Genomic DNA, 9,561 nt, shown 5'->3' with positions numbered 1-9,561 from the left:
TTCTTCGTCGTCCGCTCGCGCTCTCAACTACGAATATGCAGACGGCGTCGACTATCGCGGACTAACCGCCTTCGCTTCGCTATCCATGGCGGTCAGCGGATGAACCGGCAGCTGTTTTCTGGCTCGGTTACACGAGAGTGGTTCTGATGATTTTTCCCCTGCTCCTCGTATTGACCGTTGATGTAGTGACTCACTTCAGCGATCCACTGGAGACCTTACGGGTGGCATTGATCGCAGTGTTGTTTGGATTGCTGCTTGGTCTGTTCTCGATCGGCAGACGAATACCACAGTTTGTTGTGACTACTTCACGAACTGAGGGTGAATCATGAATGTGCTTCTAACCGGTGCTTCCGGTTTTGTCGGCCGCAATATTGCCACCGTACTCACTGCCAAGGGGCATCGAGTAATTCCGGTATCACGCCTGGAGGGTGTCGATTTCGCTCAGATGCTGGAAGCGGAAAAGTGGTTGCCCTATCTCGAAGGTGTAGATGCAGTCATCAATAGCGTAGGGATTATCGGTGAGAGTGGCAGCCAAAATTTTGCAGCCCTGCATACACATGCGCCGATAGCACTATTCGAAGCCTGTTCACAAGCAGGAGTTCGGCGTGTCGTGCAGATCTCGGCGTTGGGTGCAGACGAAACAGCCTTTTCCGCATTTCACCTGAGCAAACGTGCCGCCGACGACTATCTGTGTGGTCTCGATCTGGAGTGGTTCGTGCTGCGACCGTCGTTGATCTATGGACGGGGCGGCAAGAGTGCTGAGCTGTTCATGCGGTTGGCTGCGCTGCCACTGATACCTGTCATCGGTGATGGTGAGCAGACGCTGCAGCCGCTTCATATCAGTGATGTTGTAACGACGGTACTGCAGGCCCTTACATCGACTAAGACAGGGATGTCACTAGATATCGTTGGTGCCGAAACGTTCACTTTTACCGAATGGCTGCAAATGATGCGACATGCCCAGAGGCTATCTCGGGCAAGAGTGCTCCATGTCCCTGCTGTGATGGCGATGGTATCCGCCTATGTGGGGCGCTACTTCAATCCTATGTTGCAGCCGGAGAATCTGCTCATGCTGCAGAGGGGATACCGGACCGATTCTCGCCATTGCGAGAAGTTGGAGCAGTTCATTGGCCGTCCTCCTCTGAATGTCGAGTCTCATCTCTTCTTTTCCGATGTCGAGTCAATTGGAGGTTCATCATGACCTATGCAGTGCTCAAGTCGTTGCACATTCTCAGTATGGTTCTCTTGTTTGGGACAGGTCTAGGCAGTGCTTTTTACAAATGGATGGCTGACCGTGGCGGTAATGTAATCCACATCGCCAATACCAATCGGCATGTCGTCCTGGCCGATTGGATATTCACGATGCCTACCGTGATATTCCAGCCCATCAGTGGTCTATGGTTGATATATCCGCTTGGACTGCCGTTGTTGACTCCGTGGATCGTCGCGAGTCTGTTTCTGTTTGTATTGGCAGGTACCTGCTGGCTACCGGTAGTGTGGCTGCAGATTAAGATGAAAAGAATTTCTGAAGAGGCCGTCAGTAGTAGATCGTCACTGCCTGAACAGTATTGGAAAATGGCTCGTTGGTGGTTCTGGTTGGGTGTACCTGCCTTTGCCTCGATGGTGTTGGTTGTAGTGCTGATGGTATTCAAGCAGATTCCTGGAGCAGGGGTATGAAAAGTCTAATGGAGCAAGCGCTTGGTGATGAGTGGAAGAGACTCTCTCCTGTACTGCAGGCGCACTATCGTTACGGCACGACAACCGAAACCGGTCAAATGGATATTGAGTATCCACGATTCATGCAACCCTATCTGAGCGTGCTTCGTCTCTTCGGAGCCTTGGTTGATCGCGGGGGGCGGCAGATACCGACGGTTGTTGAAAAGAGCATTGAGGGTGAACGCCAGTATTGGCGGCGGACTATTCGATACCCGAATGGCAAAGTCGTCAATTTCAATAGCTATTGGGTCTCAGCGGGTGGTAACCAAGTGATCGAGTTTGTTAATCCCTTTCTCGGATTGCAGATGAAGGCGCGCGAGAAGAATGGAAATATCGAATATCGTGGTGTCAGATTCGTTGTGAAATTGGGATCGTGGTTATTACCAATACCGGAGTCGCTGGTGCTGGGCCGAACTACCATCGTTGAAGTTCCTGTCGACAATAACCGTTTTTCCATGGATTTCAGAATTACCCATCCACTGTTTGGACAGATATTTCGTTACTCGGGAGAGTTTCAGACGACATTGACAGATAGTTAGCAGTCGGTGCCCTTATATCCTTTAGTTTAGGTATTGCTACTGCCCTAAGCCTACTTTCCCATTTCCTGAAAATGGTCCTATGTAGTTGGAAGACCTCTTGATGAGAAAACGTAATAAGTGGGGTCAGATGAAACTTTATAGCTAACCTTTCATACAACTTCTGCTCTATTACCTAGAGCTATTAGCTAATAAAGGCAGCTATTCCAACTTTATCATCCCCCTGAGAATTCCGCTCTGTAGTCTGAGTGTTGCTCGCTGAGGTATAGTGCTGCTGAAGAACCTATCCACGCTTGGTTATGAGTCGATGACGCCGATTCATGAGCGGAGTCTGCCGAGCAATCTGGCCGGTAAGGATGTGGTTGCTGAAGCTAAAGGGGTCTAAGCGGTACCCATATAATTAAGTCTGTTTGAGCAAGCCTGATAACGCCTCACTGTAGTCGCTGTGCTACCCGCTGAGGTATAGTGGCGCACTTCTCTGACCTCCAAACTCCCTGTAGTTAGCATGTCTGCTGCTACATCCAGACAGGAATATCTCCCTTGAGCAATACCGATTTCTCTAATCTTAAGCTGCATGCCGATCTGCTGAAGAACCTATCCACGCTTGGTTATGAGTCGATGACGCCGATTCAGGAGCAGAGTCTGCCGAGCATTCTGGCCGGTAAGGATGTGATTGCTCAGGGCAAGACGGGGTCGGGTAAGACGGCGGCGTTTGGACTGGGGCTGTTGCAGCGGCTCGAGGTGAAACGTTTTCGGGTGCAGTCGCTGGTGCTTTGTCCGACGCGTGAACTGGCTGACCAGGTAGCGAAGGAGATTCGTCGACTGGCGCGCTCCATTCACAATATTAAGGTGTTGACGCTCTGTGGTGGGGTTCCGTTTGGTCCACAGATCGGTTCTCTGGAGCATGGGGCGCATATCATTGTCGGTACGCCGGGGCGTGTTGAGGAGCATCTTCGTAAGGGTACGTTGAAGCTGGATGAGCTGAATATGCTGGTCCTTGATGAGGCGGACCGGATGCTGGAGATGGGCTTCCAAACAGCGCTTGATGCGATTGTTGATGAGACTCCTAAAAAGCGTCAGACGCTGCTATTTAGCGCCACCTTTCCACCAAAGATCGAGTCGATTGCCAAGCGCATTATGGTGAAGCCGATGATGGTGCAGGTGACCGCAACACATGATGACTCCACTATCGGTCAGCACTTCTTCAAGGTGGCTGATTATGAACAGCGCCTGGAGGCACTACGGCTGCTGCTATTACAGCACAGACCGGAATCGAGTGTGGTCTTCTGTAATACCAAGCGTGAGGCGCAGGCGGTGGCGGATGAGCTGCACCGGGTCGGTTTTAGTGTGTTGGCACTGCATGGTGATCTGGAACAGCGTGAGCGTGATCAGGCGCTGGTGCAGTTTGCCAGCAAGAGTGTCTCGATTCTGGTGGCGACCGATGTGGCGGCGCGTGGTCTCGATATCGATGCGCTTGATGCCGTGGTCAACTATCACATCGCCAACGATCCCGATGTGCATATCCACCGTATCGGTCGTACCGGACGTGCGGGCAGTAAGGGTGTTGCCTTCTCGCTGTTCAGCGACAAAGAGCACTACAAGGTGGAGATGCTAGGCCACTTTATCGACCGGACCATTGTCGGTGAGACGCTTCCGCCCCAGAGTGTGTTGGGCAACGAACCGATGGCGCCAGAGATGGCGACGCTGCAGATTGACGGCGGCAAGAAGCAGAAGCTACGTCCCGGCGATATTCTCGGTGCCCTGACAGGCAAACAGGGTATCGAGGGCAAGCAGGTCGGTAAGATTCAGATCTTTGATAACTGGGCCTATGTCGCCGTCTCGCAGAAGGCGGTGAAGGCAGCATTGAAGAAGCTGGGTGAGGGAAAGATGAAGGGGCGCTCGTTCAGAGTACGCCGGGTCAACGCTTAATTCCTCTCGATTGCATCTATGGGGCGGAGTTGAAAGGCGGCTCCGACCCCGGTGTGGTCTACGTGCGTCTTCTACGTTTGATCGGTTTTTTGCTCGTAATTACCTTTTCCTGTTTCTGTTTTCCTACGCGCTGTCCATCTTTGTGCTCAATCTTCGGCTTTTTAGGTTTCTTGGGCTTTTTCGGTTTTTTTGGGCGCAGGTCGAGACGCGACTGCGGTAGCTCGTGCACCGGCTCATAGCCGCCCACATACTCCCGTTTTAGCTCATGTTTGATCAGGCTCTCGATCTTGGAGAGGTCGTCAAACTCATCGGCACTGACCAGCGATACCGCTTCACCACTAAGACCGGCACGCCCGGTGCGACCGATGCGATGTATGTAGTCCTGCGCTACATGGGGCAGGTCGAAGTTGACCACCTGCGGCAGCTGGTCGATATCGAGGCCACGGGCGGCGATATCGGTGGCGACCAGAATCTGGATTGTTCCCGCCTTGAAGTCGGCAAGCGTATTGGTGCGGACCGCCTGACTCTTGTTGCCATGAATCGCAGCGGTTTTGATTCCCTTATTGCTTAGGTGCCGCGTCAGGCGGTCAGCACCCTGTTTGGTCTTGGTGAAGACCAGTACCTGTCCCCACTGTTCCGTTTTGATCAGATGGGTGAGCAGGTCAGGTTTACGTTTTTTGTCGACCGGGCAGAGCCACTGTTTGACCGTTTTGGCAGTGGTGTTGCGTGGTGTGACGGATATCTCGACCGGATTGTTAACGATGGTTTTGGCCAGCGTGCGAACCTCATCGGAGAAGGTGGCCGAGAACATCAGGTTCTGACGCTGTTTCGGTAGCAGCGAGATAATTTTGCGAATGTCGTCGATAAAGCCAAGATCGAGCATGCGATCGGCCTCATCGAGTACCAGCACCTCGAGCTGTTTAAATTTCACCGCATTCTGGTTGTAGAGATCGAGCAGACGCCCCGGCGTGGCTACCAGCAGATCGACACCCCTTCGCAAGGCCATCATCTGCGGATTGATCTTCACCCCGCCATAAACGACGGTAGAGCGCAGCACCAGATAACGACCGTAGGTACTAATGTTCTCACCGACCTGTGCTGCCAGCTCGCGGGTGGGAGTAAGCACCAGTACCCGTGCCTGATTGGCCTGCGCACGTTCGCCGCTGGAGAGCCGTTCCAGAATTGGTAGGCCGCCAGTACGGCGGGAATCGCCTCGGACTGGATGGGGGAGGGTGACTGGTACTCCTGGTCGGCAAGGGCATCGAGGATCGGCTCGGAGAGGCCCAGCGAGGCAAAGCTCATATCTCTATCTCTTCTGTTCTATCTGTCGGCCAATTCATCTGGCTGGGAGGGAGCTTACCGCTTCTTCTCACGGGGGGCTATGACTGCACCTAAAGGGTGTGTGGTTGGCCCCTGTTATCCGGCATAATGAACACTCCTTTTCGGATGGGATAGGGCGTAGATCAATGGACTTTGAGTGGGTAGCAATAGCACTGGGCGATGTTGAGTGGATCACGCTCGCATTTCTGCTTGGTTTTCTGGCCAAAGGCATCGGCCTGCCACCACTGGTCGGCTTTCTGGCGACCGGTTTCGCGCTTAACTACATGGGTTTCGCGAGCGGTGATCTGCTACAGAAACTGGCCGATCTCGGCATTACGCTGCTGCTCTTTACCGCGAGCTTGGTCTGAAACTGAATTTAAAGATGCTGATCAGACCGCAGGTCTGGTCGGTCACGCTAATCCATATTTCGCTGGTTATTGCGCTATTCGGTGCTGCAATCTTTGTTCTGGTGCTATTGGGCGCACCACTTTTTGCCGGTCTCGATTTCAAGACCACGTTGATGGTCGCATTTGCGCTGAGCTTCTCTAGCACAGTCTTTGTGGTCAAGGCGCTGGAAGAGAAGGGCGAGATGCGCTCACTGCATGGCCGCATTGCTATCGGCATCCTGGTTATGCAGGACCTGGCAGCGGTGATCTTCCTCGCCGCCTCGACCGGCAAGATTCCCTCGCCCTGGGCACTGCTGCTGTTCCTACTGATTCCGCTGCGCCCGCTGTTTCATTATCTGCTCAACAAGACTGGCCACGGTGAGCTGCTGATTCTCTATGGGCTGGTACTGGCGCTCGGTGGTGCGGAGCTGTTTGAACTGGGTGGGGTGAAGGATGATCTGGGGGCGCTGATTATGGGCGTTTTGATATCAAGCCATCCCAAGTCGATCGAACTCTCGAAGACAATGCTCGGTTTCAAGGATCTCTTTCTGGTCGGTTTTTTCCTCTCAATAGGCATGACGGGGCAGCTGACGCTGGAGGCGCTGATTATCGGTACGCTGTTGGTGCCGTTCATGTTTGTAAAGTCGGCGCTCTTTTATGGGCTGATGACCCGTTTCAAGCTGCGCGCGCGTACTTCACTGCTGGCGACGTTGAACCTGAGCAACTACAGCGAATTTGGTCTGATCGTGGCAGCTATTGGTGTTTCCAGCGGATGGCTCGATAGCGAATGGCTGGTGGTGATCGCTATCGCACTCTCTCTCTCCTTTGTCGTCGCAGCACCGCTCACGAGCAGCGACGATCAGATCTATAGTCGTTTGCGTGGTTTCTGGATGCGCTTCCAGCGAGATGAACGTCTGGCCGATGATCGGCTGCTCGATACGCTTGGAGCGACGATAGCGGTCTTTGGCATGGGGCGAGTTGGTAGCGGTGCCTATGAGAAGATGCGCGAACTGCATGGTGACATCGTGGTCGGCATCGACTTTGATGCCGATGTGGTGAGGTGTCACCAGGAGGAGGACCGCAAGGTGTTACATGGCGATCCGAGTGATGCCGACTTCTGGGAGAAGATTGAACAGGACCACTCCATTCAGCTGGTTATGCTGGCGCTTCCCAATCTAGAGGCAAATCTCGATGCGCTGTGCCAACTGCGTGATATCTCATTCTCGGGGCGTGTTGCGGCAACTGCAAAATTCCCTGATGAGGAGCTCGTGCTGCGAAGGGCTGGGGCGACGGCGGTATTCAACATCTATACGGAGGCGGGTACCGGTTTTGCCGACCATGTTGAGGCGTCCAATAATCTGGTTGTGAAGAGGTGATAGCAATTGGAATGTAGGAGAGTGAATGAATCAACTTGTTGCACCGTCGCTGACCGCCATGGATAGCGAAGCGAAGGCGGTTAGTCCGCGATAGTCGACGCCGTTCGGGGCGCCGTAGGCATAAACGGTCGCGTTAAGTATTTGCCGCTTGCTTGGGCTTGGATGCCCAAAACAAGCTTCCGCAAAAATAGCGACTCCCCGGATATGTTTGTGCTTAAGCGATATTGGCCAACTCGGAATAACAAGAAGTTATCCCTTCGTCAATCACAGAAAAACGTAGATTGTCAGTTTGAAAAGTTTGTCGAGGCTCAGGGAGAGCGACCACTGCTTGTTATCAAGGAGAGGGATGTTGGACTTTTTTCTCTGTTCTTGCAGGTCATCAATACGCTGTTGTGCAAGGAGGAGCAGTCGTTGCAGTGTGATGTGGTTGTTGATTTTAGTGGTCATCAGGCTTACTTCACTGGCACAAATACATGGGATGAGTGTTTCGAAAGTTTGAATGGTCTCGACAGCAGTGTTGAGGTATCACTACGCCGTGTGCAAAAGCACTATGGCCGTAGAGTTAAACAGATGAGGTTTTGGGATCTTTTTGGATCTATCTACCGCGTTGATAGCGGCTTGTTCTGGAGTGCTTCCTACTATCCTCTGTTCAATTCAACCTCTGCTGAGCATCATATTTCTCACAAGCAGATCCCTACCGATAGTGATCGTCAACGGGCGAACAAGGTCATTGGGCGATATATAAAGGTTAACCGAGGGCTTCTGGAGAAGCGAGATGCCTTTGTTGCCGATCATTTCAAAGGCAAGCGAGTAATTGGCGTTCAGTTTAGAGGGACAGACGCACGGCACGACAGTCGCCGCACGATCCCCAGTTACGAGCGCTTCCATCGTGTGATCAGGGATGAGATATCAAATATCGATTCTGATACCGATGTGGTTATCTTTGTGGCTAGCGATGAACAGGCTTTTGTCGACGATATACGTGGGCAGTTTCACAATGTAGTTTCAGCCGAGGTACTGAGAGATGAAGGAGGTGTCGTTGAAGGACGAGGGCCGCGAAAGTGGCTGATGCCAAACTTCATTGAGAGAGATCGAAAGGGCGCGCTCGAAGGCGTAATGCTCGATTATCTGCTTCTTTGCCGGTCTCAGGTGCTTATTCATAACTTCGGTGGTCTGACCAATGCTGTCTTGCTTACTGAGCCTGAAATTAAGAGTGTGTTGATCAGTGAGGGGTATTTGGAACCTTTCACCAAGAATTGATAAAGATCCATTCTGTTTTTTCCCTGTATAAATGGGGTGTATTGCGCAGCAAAGATGGTCTAAGGTCGTTGGTAAGATAAATGGGTTTAAGGATGATATTTAATGCATAAGACTTTGGCGCGACTCTATCGGGATCACCTCAATTCTAATCGTTTGATGGATATTCTTGAGGGGCAGTTGGAGGTGCTTAAATTCACCAAACCACTGCCTGCAAAGCTGATGAGTGAGATTGTCAGTTACGTCCGGGAGTACACCGACAAAATTCACCACCCCATTGAGGATCATCTCTATCAGGTTCTACTGGCTCGTACCGACCGGGGACATGACGAGATGGAAGAGCTATTGGGACAGCATCTGATTGTGGTCGATCTGACGCGTAAGATGCTTCAGGCTGTTGATAGTGCCGATGGTGGTGATAATGACTCTATCGATCGGCTCATCGAAGCGGGTAGGGAGTTGATCTCTCATCAGCGAAATCATATGAATTTCGAAGACCGGATGGCATTTCCTCTGTTGCAGGAGGAGCTGAAGGATGAGGACTTCGATATTGCTGCCGGAGCACTGCCAGATGATGAAGATCCACTGTTGGATCCAAATATCGCTACGCGCTATCCAGAGCTATTTAGTTATCTGAACAAGGGTGAATTGATGGTGTGATGATGGCCCACTGATGGGCATGGTCAGAGTTCTGCCGTTATATATCTCTCTAACTTCTTAGGGAAATGCTAGGCGCTAGCTGCAAACTCTTCCGATCCATTCGATTGCCACTGCCGCACCACGTTGTAACTGTCATCGTTAAAACCGAAGAGTTTGAATGAGAGACACGCCTCAATAAGACGCTTGATCACCTTCTGAAAACAGTCGTCGTCGTGGCCCGACATCAATAGATCGTAACTTCCGTGACTATTGCCGACGTAGAGCAGTAGGTTGTGGGGTGAACCGGATTTACATCTTTCGCACAGTTTCTCGCTGTGCATGGTGATTACATCTTCTCGTTTTAATGGACAGTCCTGGCAGCTCATGGCCTTATCATCCCTG

At 52.1% G+C, this 9,561-nt stretch carries 10 protein-coding genes and 1 pseudogene; 9 read left to right on the top strand and 2 right to left on the bottom strand.

Annotation, left to right across the window (positions count from 1 at the left end; genetic code table 11):
• Positions 1-146: 146 nt before the first annotated feature.
• The 5 genes from BOW52_RS13730 to dbpA all read left to right on the top strand — a co-directional run bounded on the left by BOW52_RS13730 (position 147) and on the right by dbpA (position 4,181).
• The gene (locus BOW52_RS13730; protein ID WP_135622427.1) at positions 147-329 is read left to right on the top strand and encodes a hypothetical protein; all 183 of its coding nucleotides are present in this window, start codon (positions 147-149) and stop codon (positions 327-329) included.
• On the top strand, positions 326-1,201 hold the full coding sequence (locus BOW52_RS13725) for an NAD-dependent epimerase/dehydratase family protein (protein WP_078484649.1): 876 nt from the start codon (positions 326-328) through the stop codon (positions 1,199-1,201). Before BOW52_RS13730 ends, BOW52_RS13725 begins: the two co-directional genes overlap by 4 nt.
• Positions 1,198-1,677, top strand: coding sequence for a DUF2269 family protein (locus BOW52_RS13720; RefSeq protein ID WP_078484648.1), 480 nt, complete (start codon positions 1,198-1,200; stop codon positions 1,675-1,677). The genes BOW52_RS13725 and BOW52_RS13720 overlap by 4 nt, the downstream gene beginning before the upstream one ends.
• The gene (locus BOW52_RS13715; protein ID WP_078484647.1) at positions 1,674-2,255 is read left to right on the top strand and encodes a DUF4166 domain-containing protein; all 582 of its coding nucleotides are present in this window, start codon (positions 1,674-1,676) and stop codon (positions 2,253-2,255) included. The genes BOW52_RS13720 and BOW52_RS13715 overlap by 4 nt, the downstream gene beginning before the upstream one ends.
• Positions 2,256-2,792: 537 nt before the next feature.
• Positions 2,793-4,181: an ATP-dependent RNA helicase DbpA gene (dbpA, locus tag BOW52_RS13710; RefSeq protein WP_078484646.1), complete on the top strand. Its 1,389-nt coding sequence runs from the start codon at positions 2,793-2,795 to the stop codon at positions 4,179-4,181.
• Positions 4,182-4,239: 58 nt separating this feature from the next.
• Here dbpA and BOW52_RS13705 read toward each other — a convergent pair.
• Positions 4,240-5,483 (bottom strand): annotated as a pseudogene (locus BOW52_RS13705) (DEAD/DEAH box helicase).
• A gap of 164 nt (positions 5,484-5,647) precedes the next feature.
• On the opposite strand from BOW52_RS13705, the gene BOW52_RS17470 reads away from it, so the two are divergent.
• The 4 genes from BOW52_RS17470 to BOW52_RS13690 all read left to right on the top strand — a co-directional run bounded on the left by BOW52_RS17470 (position 5,648) and on the right by BOW52_RS13690 (position 9,180).
• Complete coding sequence (locus BOW52_RS17470) at positions 5,648-5,869, top strand: cation:proton antiporter (RefSeq protein WP_236725754.1); 222 nt, start codon at positions 5,648-5,650, stop codon at positions 5,867-5,869.
• A 14-nt stretch (positions 5,870-5,883) separates the two neighbouring features.
• A complete protein-coding gene (locus BOW52_RS13700) occupies positions 5,884-7,263 on the top strand; it encodes a cation:proton antiporter family protein (RefSeq protein ID WP_236725753.1) in 1,380 nt (459 codons plus the stop codon).
• A gap of 162 nt (positions 7,264-7,425) precedes the next feature.
• Positions 7,426-8,523 (top strand): O-fucosyltransferase family protein, encoded by a 1,098-nt coding sequence (locus tag BOW52_RS13695; protein WP_135622424.1) that lies wholly within the window; start codon positions 7,426-7,428, stop codon positions 8,521-8,523.
• A 102-nt stretch (positions 8,524-8,625) separates the two neighbouring features.
• Positions 8,626-9,180 (top strand): hemerythrin domain-containing protein, encoded by a 555-nt coding sequence (locus tag BOW52_RS13690; protein ID WP_078484644.1) that lies wholly within the window; start codon positions 8,626-8,628, stop codon positions 9,178-9,180.
• A gap of 68 nt (positions 9,181-9,248) precedes the next feature.
• Here BOW52_RS13690 and BOW52_RS13685 read toward each other — a convergent pair whose 3' ends face one another.
• Entirely contained in the window at positions 9,249-9,500 is a 252-nt protein-coding gene (locus tag BOW52_RS13685; protein ID WP_078484643.1) for a hypothetical protein, read from the bottom strand.
• Between the last annotated feature and the right edge of the window lie 61 nt (positions 9,501-9,561).

It is taken from the genome of Solemya pervernicosa gill symbiont, assembly GCF_002020875.1.
Classification (GTDB): domain Bacteria; phylum Pseudomonadota; class Gammaproteobacteria.
This window is presented reverse-complemented; position numbering and strand designations above follow the sequence as displayed.